At 53.1% G+C, this 13960-nt stretch carries 14 protein-coding genes; 6 read left to right on the top strand and 8 right to left on the bottom strand.

The genetic code is table 11. The features are described from left to right. The first annotated feature begins 39 nt into the window (after positions 1-39). The gene (locus F3J37_RS05800) at positions 40-1233 is read left to right on the top strand and encodes a multidrug effflux MFS transporter (RefSeq protein WP_166932340.1); all 1194 of its coding nucleotides are present in this window, start codon (positions 40-42) and stop codon (positions 1231-1233) included. Here the strand turns inward: F3J37_RS05800 and dadX are convergent. Further along, positions 1226-2296, bottom strand: a complete 1071-nt coding sequence (gene dadX, locus F3J37_RS05795) for a catabolic alanine racemase DadX (protein ID WP_034828760.1) — start codon at positions 2294-2296, stop codon at positions 1226-1228. The genes F3J37_RS05800 and dadX overlap by 8 nt on opposite strands. Before the next feature lie 21 nt (positions 2297-2317). Further along, entirely contained in the window at positions 2318-3619 is a 1302-nt protein-coding gene (locus tag F3J37_RS05790) for a D-amino acid dehydrogenase (RefSeq protein WP_166932338.1), read from the bottom strand. A 501-nt stretch (positions 3620-4120) separates the two neighbouring features. Here F3J37_RS05790 and F3J37_RS05785 point away from each other — a divergent pair. Continuing rightward, positions 4121-5656 (top strand): SpoVR family protein, encoded by a 1536-nt coding sequence (locus tag F3J37_RS05785; protein ID WP_097116914.1) that lies wholly within the window; start codon positions 4121-4123, stop codon positions 5654-5656. A gap of 37 nt (positions 5657-5693) precedes the next feature. On the opposite strand, the gene fadR is transcribed toward F3J37_RS05785, so the two are convergent. Continuing rightward, positions 5694-6413, bottom strand: a complete 720-nt coding sequence (gene fadR / locus F3J37_RS05780; protein ID WP_034828755.1) for a fatty acid metabolism transcriptional regulator FadR — start codon at positions 6411-6413, stop codon at positions 5694-5696. A gap of 316 nt (positions 6414-6729) precedes the next feature. Between fadR and dsbB the strand changes: the two genes are divergently transcribed. After that, complete coding sequence (gene dsbB / locus F3J37_RS05775; RefSeq protein ID WP_034828752.1) at positions 6730-7263, top strand: disulfide bond formation protein DsbB; 534 nt, start codon at positions 6730-6732, stop codon at positions 7261-7263. A gap of 39 nt (positions 7264-7302) precedes the next feature. Here the strand turns inward: dsbB and ycgN are convergent, their stop codons facing one another. The 3 genes from ycgN to F3J37_RS05760 all read right to left on the bottom strand — a co-directional run bounded on the left by ycgN (position 7303) and on the right by F3J37_RS05760 (position 9017). After that, a complete protein-coding gene (gene ycgN / locus F3J37_RS05770) occupies positions 7303-7749 on the bottom strand; it encodes a cysteine cluster protein YcgN (protein ID WP_034828749.1) in 447 nt (148 codons plus the stop codon). Positions 7750-7814: 65 nt separating this feature from the next. Beyond that, on the bottom strand, positions 7815-8474 hold the full coding sequence (locus tag F3J37_RS05765) for a fumarylacetoacetate hydrolase family protein (protein ID WP_166932336.1): 660 nt from the start codon (positions 8472-8474) through the stop codon (positions 7815-7817). Positions 8475-8741: 267 nt separating this feature from the next. After that, positions 8742-9017: a YcgL domain-containing protein gene (locus F3J37_RS05760; protein ID WP_058959843.1), complete on the bottom strand. Its 276-nt coding sequence runs from the start codon at positions 9015-9017 to the stop codon at positions 8742-8744. 153 nt (positions 9018-9170) lie between these two features. Here F3J37_RS05760 and minC point away from each other — a divergent pair, with 153 nt between their 5' ends. The 3 genes from minC to minE are packed head-to-tail and all read left to right on the top strand — an operon-like array spanning position 9171 to position 11006. Then, on the top strand, positions 9171-9881 hold the full coding sequence (gene minC / locus F3J37_RS05755) for a septum site-determining protein MinC (RefSeq protein WP_166932334.1): 711 nt from the start codon (positions 9171-9173) through the stop codon (positions 9879-9881). 33 nt (positions 9882-9914) lie between these two features. Next, positions 9915-10727 (top strand): septum site-determining protein MinD, encoded by an 813-nt coding sequence (gene minD, locus F3J37_RS05750; protein WP_034828743.1) that lies wholly within the window; start codon positions 9915-9917, stop codon positions 10725-10727. Positions 10728-10730: 3 nt separating this feature from the next. Then, positions 10731-11006, top strand: coding sequence for a cell division topological specificity factor MinE (gene minE, locus F3J37_RS05745; RefSeq protein WP_034828741.1), 276 nt, complete (start codon positions 10731-10733; stop codon positions 11004-11006). A 54-nt stretch (positions 11007-11060) separates the two neighbouring features. On the opposite strand, the gene rnd is transcribed toward minE, so the two are convergent. Together rnd and fadD are read right to left on the bottom strand one after the other, a co-directional pair. Next, on the bottom strand, positions 11061-12182 hold the full coding sequence (rnd, locus tag F3J37_RS05740) for a ribonuclease D (protein ID WP_058959851.1): 1122 nt from the start codon (positions 12180-12182) through the stop codon (positions 11061-11063). A 98-nt stretch (positions 12183-12280) separates the two neighbouring features. Beyond that, the gene (fadD, locus tag F3J37_RS05735) at positions 12281-13957 is read right to left on the bottom strand and encodes a long-chain-fatty-acid--CoA ligase FadD (protein ID WP_166932372.1); all 1677 of its coding nucleotides are present in this window, start codon (positions 13955-13957) and stop codon (positions 12281-12283) included. Positions 13958-13960 lie beyond the last annotated feature (3 nt).

Raw genomic sequence — 13960 nt, 5'->3', positions numbered from 1 at the left:
ACCCTTCCCGCTTGTTTAACAGGACGTTTCTGGTTTCAGATGCAAAAATTTACCCTGCTGCTTTTAAGCCTGGTGCTGCTGGCACCGCTCGGCATCGATCTTTACCTTCCCACTCTGCCGCAAATCGCTGAAGGCCTGAACAGCCCGGTCAGTTTGATTCAGATTACCATTCCGCTGTTCTTACTGGTGATGGGCATCGGCCAACTGGTGACCGGACCATTGGTAGATAATTTTGGCCGTAAGCCGATTGCGCTGATTGGCCTGGCACTCTACATCGTTGGTAGCGCTGTGGCTGCGACCGCCACCGTATGGCCGGTGTTCTTCCTCGCCCGTTTGATTCAGGGCTGCGCGGTCTGTTGCAGTGCTGTGGTGGCCTTCAGTGGCGTGCGCGATCGTTTAAGCGGTGATGAAGCCGCACGCGCCTATGGTTTCCTGAATGGTGCACTGAATATTGTGCCGGCACTGGCGCCACTGCTGGGCGGTATCCTTGCTGAAGCCTACGGCTGGCGTGCGCCCTTCTGGTTCCTGTGTGGCTATGCTGCCGTGATTGGTTTGATTGTGGTGTTCTGCCTGCCGGAAACCCGTCCTGCCGATACGCTGCGAGTTAAAGGATTGCCGCTGGCGCAGTACGCGGCGATTGCACGTGAACCGCGTTTTCTTGCCTTCGCCTTTGCCAATGCGGGTGCGCTCGGCATGGTGCTGACTTATGTGTCACTGGCACCCCACGTGCTGATGACGGAAGGGGGTCTGACGCCCCTGCAATTCTCCTTTGCCTTTGGTGCCAACGGCTTTTGGATCATGCTGGTCAGTGCGTTTGTGAATAAGACTATCCGTAAAGCCGGACGCCCGTTCTGCCTGGTGATGGGCTTCGTCACCATGCTGCTGGGTGCCATTCTGCTGCTGGCGGGAATGACGCTGTTGCCTGCCGTATGGCAGACACACTGGGCGCTGTATATGATTCCGGTGGCGGTATCGGTTGCAGGACTGGCCTTTACCGTTGGCCCGGCCACCAGCTACGCGTTAGAACCGTATCAGCAGCAGGCAGGCGTTGCCGCGGCATTGCAGGGGTTTATTCAGATGGCGTGCGGCGCGGGTGGTAGCCTGATGATTGTGGCATTGCCGGTTGCAGAAAAATCAGCACTGGCTTTGATGATGCTTTTAGGTGCAGCGCTGGCTCTGATTGCCTGGCGCTGCAGTAAGAAAATGCACGGCAGCGTGACCGCGCTTAAATAATCTCAACCGGTACGCGGGGCGCGAGTGCACACATCAGCTCGTAGCCCACCGTGCCGGCGGCTTTCGCCACCTCATCGATTTTCACCTGATTGCCCCACAGTTCCACTTTGGAACCAATCCCGGCCTGCGGACAAGGTTCGAGGTCAATCATCATCATATCCATGGAGATCGCGCCCAGCGTCTGGGTGCGAATACCGTCGACGCTCACTGGCGTGCCGGTTGGCGCATGGCGTGGATAGCCATCTGCATAGCCGCAGGCCACAATACCAATGCGCTGTGCGCCCGATGCATGATAGCGATAGCCATAGCCCACACCGTCACCGGCACTGAGCTGCTGCACACCAATGATTTCACTGTTCAGCGTCATCACAGGTTGCAAGCCGCTGCTGGCAATATCCTGCCAATTCCCACTTGGCGATGCGCCATAGAGAATGATCCCCGGACGCACCCAGTCAAAGTGCGCTTCAGGATGCCACAACGTGGCGGCAGAGTTGGAGAGCGAGCGCGGGCAATCCAAACCTTCGGCGGCCAGTTCAACGCGCTTCATCGGTTCGATAAGTCCTTCCGGGTTTTCCGCGTCCGCAAAATGCGCCATCAGCGTCATCTCACCGACGTTAGGGAGCGCACGCAGTTTCTGCCACGCCGCCTGAACCTGTTCAGGACGGAAACCCAGCCGATTCATGCCGCTGTTCATCTTCACATAGATATCAACCGGTGCAGAAAGTGAAGCTTTGGCCAGCGCCTGAATCTGCCAGTTGCTGTGCACGCTGGTGGTCAAGCGATAACGATCGATCAACGTTAGATCTTCAGCATGGAAGAAACCTTCCAGCAACAGAATCGGTTTTTTCCAACCCTGCTCACGCAACAGAATCGCTTCTTCCATATTCAACAGCGCGAAACCATCGGTCTCTGCCAGACTTTGCCAGACACGCGCGATACCGTGCCCGTATGCATTGGCTTTGACCACTGACCAAACCCGCGACTGTGGTGCAGCCTGCCGTACAATCGCCAGATTGTGGCGCAGCGCCTGTTGGTTAATGGTGGCGCCAGTAGGACGTGACATGCTTGTGCTCTCCCTGAGGTCTCAACGCGCCGCGTTAGCGTTACGCAACGGCGATGAATGGGGTTCGAAACCCGGCAGGTAGCGCAGTACTGACAAATCGTCTGCGGCAATCGCCGGTTTCTGACCGGAAATCAAATCAGCCAATAGCTGACCGGAACCACAGGCCATGGTCCATCCCAGCGTTCCGTGACCGGTGTTGAGATAGAGATTGGACAGCGGCGTACGCCCGACAATCGGCGTGCCGTCCGGCGTCATCGGACGCAATCCTGTCCAGAACGTGGCCTGTTCAACAAAACCGCCTTCAGGATAGAGATCGCTGACCACCAACTCCAGCGTTTCACGTCGTGCAGGCGTCAGTTTGGTGTTAAAACCAACAATTTCCGCCATGCCTCCCACGCGAATGCGATCGTCAAAGCGCGTGACCGCCACTTTGTAGGTCTCATCGAGGATGGTGGACACCGGCGCAGCGTCGGGATTCTTAATCGGAATGGTGAGGGAATAGCCTTTTAGCGGATAAACCGGAATTGAGACGATATCTTTCAGCAACGCGGTCGAGTAGGAACCAAAGGCCACCACATAGGCATCCGCTTTAACCACCTCATCACCACACTTCACACCGTAAATGCGATTGCCTTCACGCAGCAGTTGATCAACCTGAGTGTCATAGCGGAAGGTGACACCCGCAGCGGCTGCCATCTCGGCCAGGCGCTGCGTAAACAGCTGGCAGTCTCCGGTTTCATCGTTCGGTAAACGCAGCCCACCGGTCAGTTTGTGTGCGGTCGTGGCCAGCGCCGGTTCAACGCTGTGGAGCTGGTGTGCTTCCAATAGTTCGTATGGCACGCCGGCTTCTTTGAGCACGGCAATATCTTTGCTGGCGCTCTCAAACTGTTGCTGAGTGCGGAACAACTGCAAGGTGCCACCCTGCCGGCCTTCATAGGCGATACCGGTCGAGGCGCGCAATGCTTTCAGGCAATCACGACTGTATTCCGCGATACGTACCATGCGTCCTTTGTTTTCCTGATAATGGCGCATGTCACAGTTACGCAGCATGTTCCACATCCATTCCAGCTGGAACTTACTGCCGTCGAGGCGAACGGCCAATGGCGCGTGACGCTGAAACATCCATTTTACCGCTTTAAGCGGCACGCCCGGTGCCGCCCAGGGCGCCGCATAACCAGGAGAGATCTGGCCAGCGTTGCCGGCACTGGTTTCCAGCGCGGCCCCCGGCTGGCGATCGATGACCGTCACCTCATGTCCAGCCTGCGCCAAATACCAGGCACTCGCCACTCCCACGACACCACTTCCAAGAATCACTACGCGCATAAGCCCCTCGTCGCGGCAAAAGCATAATCAACTATGAATGCTGCCTGAATCAGCATAACCAGACAGCACTTCTTATCTTACATTCGACAGACATATTTCACATGTTTTTCACCTTCCTGCACACAGAAATCATGAGGTAGTGCAAAAATCAGGATTTTTTATGCCATAAAACCATTAACCAGCAATTTATTATGCGCAGGGCAGTGCTTTTCTCTTTTTTCAGGAGAAAGCGCCGCAGTCATATAATGCACTTATAAACAGAGTTTTATTCTGCAAATTAATCCAAAACCAACAGTTGTCATTAGTAATGACTTAAGCGTCGATTTTTGAATGATTTTCTGCCAAAAGAATTCGATTGAGTTCCGGTTTCGGATAAGCGACAGTGGACTATCATTGAAGTGTTCGCTCAGTTTTATTGGGCCGTCTTTCTCAGGATGAAGCCTTAAACGATCGTGACAGGTGACAATCCGTTGCCTGCCGCTTGCAAAACAGAGGTGCGCTATGACGACAATCTTTGACGAGCCAACCCGGAGCAGTAAACGACTCAGTGATGGACCCGACTGGACCTTCGAACTGCTTGATGTCTATCTGGCGGAAATCGACCGTGTAGCGAAAAGCTACGGGCTTGATACCTATCCGCATCAAATCGAAGTCATCACCTCCGAACAAATGATGGATGCCTACTCCAGCGTGGGTATGCCGATTAACTACGCCCACTGGTCGTTCGGCAAAAAATTCATTGAAACCGAACAACGCTATAAACATGGCCAGCAGGGTTTAGCGTACGAAATCGTCATCAACTCCAATCCTTGTATTGCCTATCTAATGGAAGAGAACACCATGACCATGCAGGCGCTGGTGATGGCGCACGCGTGCTATGGGCACAACTCTTTCTTTAAAAATAACTATTTATTCCGCAGCTGGACCGATGCCAGCTCCATCGTCGATTACCTGTTATTCGCGCGTAATTACATCACCGATTGTGAAGAGCGATATGGCGTCGAAGAAGTGGAGCGGCTGCTCGATTCCTGCCATGCTCTGATGAACTACGGCGTGGATCGCTATAAACGTCCGCAAAAGATCTCGCTGCAGGAAGAGAAAGCGCGGCAAAAAAGCCGTGAAGAGTATCTGCAAAGCCAGGTAAACACCTTATGGCGCACCCTGCCGCGTAAAGAGAAGGAGTCCGTGCACGTGGAAGCGGCGCGCTATCCTTCGGAACCGCAGGAAAACTTACTCTACTTTATGGAAAAAAACGCCCCGCTGCTGGAGTCCTGGCAACGCGAGGTGCTGCGCATCGTGCGCAAGGTCAGCCAGTATTTCTACCCGCAGAAACAGACGCAGGTGATGAACGAAGGATGGGCGACGTTCTGGCATTACACCATCCTCAACCATCTCTACGACGAAGGGAAAGTGTCGGAACGCTTTATGATGGAGTTCCTGCACAGCCACACCAATGTGGTGTATCAGCCACCGTATAACAGCCAGTGGTATAACGGCATAAACCCTTATGCTTTGGGCTTCGCCATGTTCCAGGATATCAAGCGTATCTGCCAGTCACCGACAGAAGAGGATCGCTACTGGTTCCCGGATATTGCGGGTTCCGACTGGCTGAAAACGCTGCACTTTGCCATGCGCGAGTTTAAAGATGAGAGTTTCATCAGCCAGTTCCTGTCACCCAAAGTGATGCGCGACTTCCGCCTGTTTACGGTAATGGATGACGATCGCAATAACTTCCTGGAAATTGCCGCGATCCACGATGAGGCAGGCTATCGCGCCATCCGCCAGCAACTGTCAGCACAGTACAACCTGAGTAATCTGGAGCCTAACATTCAGGTCTATAATGTGGATCTGCGCGGTGACCGTTCGCTGACCTTACGCTACGTGCCACAGCAACGTGCGCCGCTGGATAAAAGCCGCCGCGAAGTGCTGAAGCATGTGCATCGGTTGTGGGGTTTCGATGTGATTCTGGAACAACAGAACGAAGACGGCAGCGTTGAGCTGCTGGACCGGTCGCCAACACGTGGACCCGCACTGTAAACATAAAAAAACCGGACTGTTAAAGTCCGGTTTTCCTTTAGCGCTTGCTGGCTAAATCATCGGGCATACTTTTTTGCATGCTATGCCAGATCTCTCCACTGCGACGACCATACTCACGTACCGTATCGACAATCTGGTCCTGCGTGGGATTCGCACTGCACAAATCCGCCAGTTGACGATAGAAGCTACGAGCCTGCTGACGCGCCTCGGGATTAGAGAAGTAGTGGCGCCCCACGCGGGTGTACAGCCCTTTTAAACCGTTCAGGATCAAACCATAAATCGGGTTACCGGAGGCAAAGGCCAAACCACGGAACACGCGATAATCCAGTTCGGTGTAGGCTTCTGCTTTATCCTCTTCGCTCAGTGCAGTTTCCAGCACTTCGCGCGCTTTGTCCGGATGATGACGCAATGCACGACTAATAAAGATCGAGGCGATGTTGGTACGCACCGACAGCAGATTATCAATCAACTGCGGTACGCTATCGTGATCGAGGCGGGCAAGCGTTTCGAGAATGTTTAGACCGGAGGTTTCCCAGAAATCATTCACGCGCGTGGGTTTACCATGTTGAATGGTTAACCATCCATCGCGTGCCAGACGCTGTAAAACTTCACGCAGCGTGGTGCGCGTGACACCAATCAGTTCAGAAAGCTCACGTTCAGCAGGCAGAATAGACCCCGGCGGAAAGCGACTGTTCCAGATGCTTTCAATAATATACTCTTCAGCAAATCCTGCGGGGCTTTGCGCCTTAATCACCATAGCATTTATTTCTCATTGCTTTCTTTGTCGTAATGGCACTCATCATACCAGAGCGGCTATAGCGGAAATAGACTGACAACCGATTAAAAGCGCGCGCTGGCGCAAAATTCAGCAGTGTTTTTAACCGGTCAGACGGCAACGCACTCGTTTGCGTCGTATGGATCTTCTGCCACCTCCGCTTGATCAGTAAATGCGCTTTTTATGGCCTGGATCAGGCTTAAGTCATTTTTGTACATGATTTTTTCCCCTTACCTGGCTGGCACGGTTACGCTTTTGGTTTACACTGCGAAGCATTAATGGTTACAGGATAAGCAATATGTTGCGATATTTGAATCAATGCTCACGAGGACGCGGGGCATGGTTATTGCTGGCTCTGACAGCACTGGCTTTTGAACTGACTGCACTCTTCTTTCAACACGTCATGGGACTGAAACCCTGCGTGATGTGTATCTACGAACGTTGTGCGCTGTTTGGCGTCATGGGCGCAGGTATCGTTGGCGCGTTCGCCCCGAAATCCCTGCCACTGCGCTGGGCCGCTATCCTGATTTGGCTTTACAGCGCTTATAAGGGATTAATGCTTTCGATTGAACATACTAATATTCAGCTGCACCCGAATCCGTTTGTTACTTGTGACTTTGCCGCACGCTTCCCGACCTGGCTGCCGTTGGATAAATGGCTGCCATCAGTATTTGTCGCCAGCGGTGATTGTGCCGAACGCAGCTGGACATTCCTGACCTGGAGCATGCCACAATGGATGATCGTCATCTTTGCCGCGTATCTGCTGGTTGGCGCACTGGTGCTGATTGCCCAGCCGTTTAAGCCAAAACGCCGCGATCTGTTTAGCCGCTAATCAAAACGAAACAGGCAGCTCTCGCTGCCTGTTATCACGTCAACCGTTACGATCGGGCCGATCGATAATGTGATCTTCCCAGTCGCGCACTTCGCTTTCCCGTACCGCGATATAACGCACCGAGATACGCTGCGCATGCATCGCTTTTTTCGAACCGGCCACCAATGGATGCCAGGCAGGCAATGTGCCGCCTTCGCCTAACAGACGATAGGCGCAGGTGCGCGGCAGCCAGTTAAAGGTGGTGAGGTTTTCACGCGTCAGCTTGATGCAGTCCTCTTCGTACTCAAACCGGCGCTCGTAGTTACGGCACTGGCAGGTTTTGATGTTCAGCTGATTGCAGGCCACATTGGTGAAGTAGATTTCGTCGGTGTCCGCATCCTGCAACTTGTTCAGGCAGCACTGGCCGCAGCCGTCGCACAGTGATTCCCACTCTGCATCGTCCATTTGGTCAAGGCGTTTTGTCTGCCAGAAAGGTTGTTCAGTCATGATCGCGGTCCGGGTTGTGCAATAAGACCGCACCTTATAAAGGGTTAGGTGCGGTGATGCAAGTTTTACAGTACGCGGGTGGTAATTCCGTGACCGGCCAGCGAGATTTCGAGTTTATCGCCAGATCGCATTGGCCCGACACCTTCCGGGGTGCCCGTCAGGATCACATCGCCGGCGCGCAGCGTAAAGTACTGACTCATATAGGCAATCAGCGGCAGAATTTTGTGAATCATATCCGCCGTGCTGCCATGCTGGCGCACTTCGCCATTCACCACCAGCTTCAGTTCGGTATCCTGCGGGTCGCCGCTGAATTCAGAAACCGGAATGAAACCTGACAGCGGGCAAGAGTTATCAAACCCTTTGGATTTTTCCCACGGCTGACCGGCTTTTTTCAATCCCGCCTGTACATCGCGCAGCGTCAGATCCAGTGCCACACCATATCCGGCAATCGCTTTGACCACATGCTCTTCCGTTGCCTGTTTCAGCGTTGAGCCAATCAACACCGCCAGTTCCACTTCGTGATGCACTTCGCCGAAGTTGGCTAGAATTGAAAGCGGCTGGCGCAGATCGCACACCGCCGTTTCCGGTTTGATAAACACCACCGGTTCTGTCGGCGTGGCACTGCCCATTTCCTTGATGTGCTTCGCATAGTTGCTGCCCACGCAAACCACTTTGCTGACGGGATAATCCAACAAAGCGCCCTGCCAGTTACGATGCTGATACATGCTGTTCCCCTGCATTAGTTGTGTTTGATGCCAGTCTGACTGGCGGATAGGTCAGGTTCAGTGCCGGAACGCGGCAAGCTGAGGAGGATTATATTAGCGGTTTTATGGCAGCAGACGTGGCGGAAATTGTCAAAAGTCGTTAATCATACGCAACAAACAGGATCACAACCTGGAATTATTGCCCGCAATAATGCTTTAAAGCGGGCGAATAATTAATGCAAATAACACTGAGGATTTTTACAGGGAATATTTACAGATGAATCCGAATTAAACTTTTTTACTCTGATCAAGATGAATGTTGAGCAGACTTTCAACCGGTGGTGGGATCTGTAAATAATAGCCTTGATCGCTCAAACCTTGCTTAACTTTATTGATATCTGCATTAGCCAGTTTGTCGCGTTTGTCCAGTGATAGCACCATTGCTAGCTGGGGTTTACCAAAGCCACGCAGCAGTTCTTCCGGAACGCGCGAAAAATCGTCTTTTTTTTCAACATAAAGATAAGTTTGTTCACGTTGCGGGCTTCTATAGATCACACAAAACATATTTTTTACTCGAATTAACCTGTGGCGTCACTTGCCTGAATATAGCAGTAACTATAACATGCTTGCAGAACTTCGAATATTGACCGTTTGATGTTAATGACGATTTTATCGACGTACATCTTAGGGTCGTAAAACAGGACTGAGTCAGGACAGATGTCGCAAACGCCAATCGAATTCAAGGGAAGCAGTTTTACCCTGTCAGTGGTTCATCTGCACCATTCACAACCCGAGGTGATTCGTCAGGCGCTGCAGGACAAAATCGACCAGGCACCTGCGTTTTTGCAGAATGCACCAGTGGTGCTCAACGTGTCAGCGCTGAACGGTGACATTAACTGGAAACAGATGCAGCAGGCGGTCATCGCCACCGGTTTACGCATTGTCGGTGTCAGCGGTTGTAAAGATGAAGCCCTGAAAAAGATGATTGCCCGAGCAGGCTTGCCGGTGTTGTCAGAAGGTAAAGAGAATCGCAAGCGTGCAGAAGCGCCAGTGGTTGAAGATGTGCCGCCGATTGTGGCACCGGTTGCTGAAACCGCCAGCAAAACCCGCATCATCAATACGCCAGTGCGCTCAGGCCAACAAATTTACGCACGGAATGCCGACCTTATCGTCACCAACAGCGTAAGCGCCGGTGCCGAACTGGTGGCAGACGGCAATATTCATATTTACGGCATGATGCGTGGTCGTGCGCTGGCGGGTGCCAGTGGCGAACGTGACAGCCAGATTTTTTGTACCAACCTCGCAGCCGAGTTGGTCTCTATTGCCGGGGAATACTGGATCATGGATCAGATTCCGGCGGAATTTTTTGGTAAAGCCGCGCGCCTGTGCCTTAAAGAGGGCGCGCTCACCATTCAGACACTTTATTAGGCCCCTTTTCTTTCGTTAAGGAAATCAACATTTATGGCACGCATCATTGTAGTTACATCGGGTAAAGGGGGCGTTGGCAAGACCACGTCAAGCGCGGCCATCGCAACCGGTTTAGCGCAGAAGGGCAAGAAAACTGTCGTGATCGATTTTGATATCGGTCTGCGTAACCTCGACCTGATCATGGGCTGTGAACGCCGTGTGGTTTATGACTTCGTCAACGTCATCCAGGGCGATGCAACCCTGAACCAGGCGCTGATTCGTGACAAGCGCACGGAGCAACTCTATATCCTGCCTGCTTCACAAACACGTGATAAAGATGCGCTGACCCGCGAAGGCGTGGAAAAAGTATTAAACGACCTGGCCGCGATGGAGTTCGATTTCATCGTATGCGATTCCCCTGCGGGGATCGAAACCGGTGCGTTGATGGCACTGTACTTTGCGGATGAAGCGATTATCACCACCAACCCGGAAGTCTCTTCCGTGCGTGACTCCGACCGCATCCTCGGCATTATCTCTTCTAAATCGCGTCGTGCTGAAAACAGCCAGGACCCGGTGAAAGAGCATCTGCTGCTGACACGTTACAACCCAGGCCGCGTGACGCGTGGCGACATGCTGAGCATGGAAGACGTGCTGGAGATTCTGCGTATACCACTGGTGGGTGTGATCCCGGAAGATCAGTCGGTACTTCGTGCTTCTAACCAGGGTGAGCCGGTCATTCTCGACGCTAACTCTGACGCCGGTAAAGCTTACGCTGATACCGTAGATCGCCTGCTTGGCGAAGAACGCCCCTTCCGCTTTATTGAAGAAGAGAAGAAGGGTTTCCTGAAACGCCTGTTCGGGGGATAACCAATGGCATTATTAGATTTCTTTTTATCCCGTAAGAAGAACACAGCCAACATAGCCAAGGAAAGGCTGCAAATTATCGTAGCCGAGCGCAGAAGGGGCGACAGTGAGCCCCATTATCTGCCGCAACTGAAGCGCGATATTTTGGAAGTGATCTGTAAGTACGTGAAAATTGATCCGGATATGGTGACCGTTCAGCTGGATCAGAAAGGGGACGATATCTCCATCCTGGAACTCAACGTCACACTGCCGGAGACGGAGACGGAAGACGTTCCTAAATGATTGTAGCGGGTTCCTGATTTTCCCCTGCGTTGTGCGCAGGGGAAAACATTCCGCTTATAGCGCCTGCAGGATCTCGTCGATTCGCTTTTGCAGCAATTCACCACGCCAGCCAGTCAGTAATTCTGGTGTACGGCATCCGCTTTTCAAGCCCCAGTATACGCTTAACACCTGATTGATTTGGCGACGTGAAGCCAATAGCTCCTGACTGAAACCCGTCTCTTCGCTTACCTGTAACACCAGCGCTTTGATTGCTTTAAATGCCTGTTTGTAATGCGGATGGTCAATCAGATTGGGCAACGGTTGTGGCAAGGTCGCTTCATCCTGTGCCTGCGCTTCCGCCACCAGCGCCACCATCGCTTTCCCGTGGAAGCGAATCTCGTGACCGTTCAGGCCCAAATGATCGAGCTCACCCAGGCTACCCGGCATAAAGCGCGCCACTTTCCACAGATTCTCTTCACGCACCACAAAATTCACGGCCATGTCTTTCTGACGGGCGATGTTCAAACGCCATGCCGCCAGGCGTTGCAGCGCTGCCAACTGGCGCGGTCGCAACTGCCATGCGTTGGTGATGTCGCGCCATGCATCCTCTGGCTGTAAAACGTCAAGACGACGCTGGCAAAGATTATCGCATTCGCTCAGCGCGGCAGCCATGTTGCCTGCGGCTTGCGTCTGCTCAACTAACTGATGGGCAATCGGCAGAAGATAAGCGACATCTGCTGCGGCATAGTCGCATTGACGCTCAGTGAGCGGGCGCGCCAGCCAGTCAGTACGGGATTCGCTCTTATCCAGTTCGATTTGGTTAAAGTGATTAACCATCGAAGCGAAGCCCCATGACAGAGGCTGCCCAGCGAAGGCCGCCAGGATTTGGGTATCGATCATCGGATCAGGCAGGCATTTAAAACGATGCAAGAAAACTTCAAGATCTTCGCCACCGGCGTGCAGGAATTTCGTCACCTGTTTGTCTTGCAGCAGTGCGATGAACGGCGTCCAGTCACTGATGTTGAGCGGATCGATCAGAACCAGTTGTTCACCATCGAACAGCTGGATCAGACCCAACTGCGGATAGTAAGTGCGCGTGCGCACGAATTCAGTATCCAGCGCAACGGCATTATGCTGGCGCGCTTGTTCGCACACGGCAGCCAGCTGGCTGTTTTGGTCGATCAGGGTGTAATTCACGTATTCATTCTCGCTGCGGCACACTTCGCGCAGCGCTCCATGTTAAAAGCAATAAAAACGCCGGACTGAGCCGGCGTTAACCTGGAGAGAAAGGCAGCTTACTGCCCTTCTCGCTTCGCCTCGTCACGCAATTCGCGGCGCAAAATTTTGCCCACGTTGGTCTTCGGCAGCTCATCTCTAAACTCGATAATCTTCGGCACTTTGTAGCCGGTGAGCTGACGGCGGCAATGATCCAGCACTTCATCTTTCGTCAGTGACGGATCCTTTTTAACGATGCACACTTTCACCGCTTCGCCGGAAAGGTCGCTGGGAACACCGATTGCGGCGGCTTCGCGCACTTTCGGATGCTGCATCAGCACATCTTCGATTTCGTTAGGATACACGTTAAAGCCTGACACCAGAATCATGTCTTTCTTCCGATCGACGATGCGAATAAAACCTTCGCCATCAACGGTAACAACATCACCGGTGTGCAGCCAGCCATTTTTCAACACTTCTTCGGTGGCATCCGGTCGCTGCCAGTAACCGACCATCACCTGTGGACCACGAATACAGAGTTCACCCGGTTCACCTGGCGCCACATCGTTATCTTCGTCATCGACGATACGCACATCCGTGGAGGGTACAGGAAGACCGATGCTGCCGGTGTGGCAAGTGATGTCATACGGATTGACCGATACCAGTGGTGAACATTCAGTCAAACCATAACCTTCGAGCAGATAATGCCCGGTGAGTTTTTCCCAACGCTCAGCCACGGCCTTTTGCACGGCCATGCCGCCGCCAGCAGAAAGACGCAGCGTGGAGAAATCGAGCTTATTAAAGTTTTCGTCGTTGAGCAGCGCGTTAAACAGCGTATTGACGCCGGTAATGGCGGTGAACGGGAATTTGCTTAGCTCTTTGACAAAACCGGGGATATCACGCGGATTGGTGATCAGCAGGTTGGTACCGCCGAGATCGAGAAACAGCAGGCCGTTTACCGTTAACGCAAAGATATGGTAGAGCGGGAGTGCCGTGACCACCTGCTCTTTGCCCGCACGCAGCAGTTTGCCATAAGTAGCTTTGGTCTGCTCCAGGTTTGCCTGCATGTTACCGTGAGTTAGCATCGCGCCCTTGGCGACGCCGGTGGTGCCGCCGGTGTATTGCAGGAATGCCAGGTCACTGTTAGTCAGCGTCGGACGCTGGTAAGTCATCTGCGCGCCCTGCTGCAGTGCGCTGCGGAATGGCACCGCACCCGGCAGATGGTATTTCGGCACCAGCTTCTTAACATACTTCACCACGAAATTGACCAGCGTGGCTTTGACCGGGGCAAGTTGGTCACCCATGCGCGTCAGCATCACGTGCTTGATCGGTGTTTCCGCGACGACTTTTTCCAGCGTGTGGGCAAAGTTGGACACAATGACAATCGCACTGGCACCGCTGTCATTCAGCTGATGCTTCAGCTCACGCGGCGTGTAGAGCGGGTTAACGTTGACCACCACCATACCCGCACGCAGCACGCCAAACAGCGCCACCGGATACTGCAGCAAGTTTGGCATCATCAGCGCCACGCGGTCACCCTGCTTCAGGCCCAACCCTTGTTGCAGCCAGGCCGCAAAGTCGCGACTTTGCTTATCCAGCTGACGATAGGTCATCGGCTGACCCATATTAATAAACGCCGTTTGATCGGCATACTGCAATGCTGCGTGCTCGAAAAGTTCGACCAAAGAGGTATAACGGTCCGCATTAATCTCCGCAGGAACATCTGCCGGATAGCGTTTAAGCCAAACCTTATTCAAAGA

This window comes from Candidatus Pantoea communis (genome assembly GCF_011752685.1).
In the GTDB taxonomy this organism is placed as follows: domain Bacteria; phylum Pseudomonadota; class Gammaproteobacteria; order Enterobacterales; family Enterobacteriaceae; genus Pantoea; species Pantoea communis.
The sequence above is the reverse complement of the archived record's forward strand: the minus strand, read 5'-3'. Positions and strand labels throughout refer to the sequence as shown.

Coding starts and splice junctions, on each gene's coding strand:
- F3J37_RS05785 (WP_097116914.1), top strand. CDS start 4,121: ATGACGACAATCTTTGACGAGCCAACCCGGAGCAGTAAACGACTCAGT.
- F3J37_RS05790 (WP_166932338.1), bottom strand. CDS start 3,619: ATGCGCGTAGTGATTCTTGGAAGTGGTGTCGTGGGAGTGGCGAGTGCC.
- F3J37_RS05760 (WP_058959843.1), bottom strand. CDS start 9,017: ATGTTTTGTGTGATCTATAGAAGCCCGCAACGTGAACAAACTTATCTT.
- minE (WP_034828741.1), top strand. CDS start 10,731: ATGGCATTATTAGATTTCTTTTTATCCCGTAAGAAGAACACAGCCAAC.
- dadX (WP_034828760.1), bottom strand. CDS start 2,296: ATGTCACGTCCTACTGGCGCCACCATTAACCAACAGGCGCTGCGCCAC.
- fadR (WP_034828755.1), bottom strand. CDS start 6,413: ATGGTGATTAAGGCGCAAAGCCCCGCAGGATTTGCTGAAGAGTATATT.
- minD (WP_034828743.1), top strand. CDS start 9,915: ATGGCACGCATCATTGTAGTTACATCGGGTAAAGGGGGCGTTGGCAAG.
- minC (WP_166932334.1), top strand. CDS start 9,171: ATGTCGCAAACGCCAATCGAATTCAAGGGAAGCAGTTTTACCCTGTCA.
- ycgN (WP_034828749.1), bottom strand. CDS start 7,749: ATGACTGAACAACCTTTCTGGCAGACAAAACGCCTTGACCAAATGGAC.
- dsbB (WP_034828752.1), top strand. CDS start 6,730: ATGTTGCGATATTTGAATCAATGCTCACGAGGACGCGGGGCATGGTTA.
- F3J37_RS05765 (WP_166932336.1), bottom strand. CDS start 8,474: ATGTATCAGCATCGTAACTGGCAGGGCGCTTTGTTGGATTATCCCGTC.
- F3J37_RS05800 (WP_166932340.1), top strand. CDS start 40: ATGCAAAAATTTACCCTGCTGCTTTTAAGCCTGGTGCTGCTGGCACCG.